We start from the raw sequence: 621 nt of genomic DNA, 5'->3' as shown, positions 1-621 counted from the left end.
ATGAGTAAGCAAAGAGTATGTCGACAACTACAGAAGTGATCGCTCATCACTGGGCGTTTATTGTTTTTATTGTTATTGCATTTGGCCTGTGTGCCTTCATGTTGACCGGCGGTTGGTTGTTAGGTGGTCGTGCGCGGGCACGCCATAAAGACACCCCGTTTGAATCGGGTATCGAATCCGTCGGTGATACCCATATTCGCCTCTCCGCTAAATTCTATCTGGTTGCGATGTTCTTCGTTATTTTCGACGTCGAAGCCCTCTATTTATACGCCTGGTCGACTTCAATCCGTGAGAGCGGATGGGTCGGCTTTGTCGAAGCCGCAATTTTCATTTTGGTGCTATTGGCAGGCCTGGTTTATCTGGTGCGCATCGGTGCACTGGATTGGGCTCCTGCGCGTCGTCGCGTAGTGGTCAAATCAATTCCGGTCAGTCACAACCACACCAACCCTCATAAGCAGTAAAAGCGAGGCAATAAGATGGACTACACGCTGACACGCGTAGACCCGAACGGCGGCGGTGATAACGATCGCTATCCGCTGCAGAAACAGGAGATTGTTACCGATCCTCTGGAGCAGCACGTTCATCGCAGCGTCTATATGGGCAAGCTCGAGCATGCCCTGC

General features: G+C 51.5%; 1 protein-coding gene and 1 pseudogene. Both read left to right on the top strand.

What is annotated here, in order from left to right; genetic code table 11:
• Window positions 1-17 precede the first annotated feature (17 nt).
• The gene (locus tag QMM04_RS22965) at window positions 18-461 is read left to right on the top strand and encodes an NADH-quinone oxidoreductase subunit A (protein WP_034825074.1); all 444 of its coding nucleotides are present in this window, start codon (window positions 18-20) and stop codon (window positions 459-461) included.
• Between the two features lie 15 nt (window positions 462-476).
• Window positions 477-621: pseudogene (locus tag QMM04_RS22960) on the top strand (NADH-quinone oxidoreductase subunit B); the annotation flags it as partial.

Source organism: Pantoea sp. Pa-EAmG, assembly GCF_030024295.1.
Classification (GTDB): domain Bacteria; phylum Pseudomonadota; class Gammaproteobacteria; order Enterobacterales; family Enterobacteriaceae; genus Pantoea; species Pantoea dispersa.
This window is presented reverse-complemented; position numbering and strand designations above follow the sequence as displayed.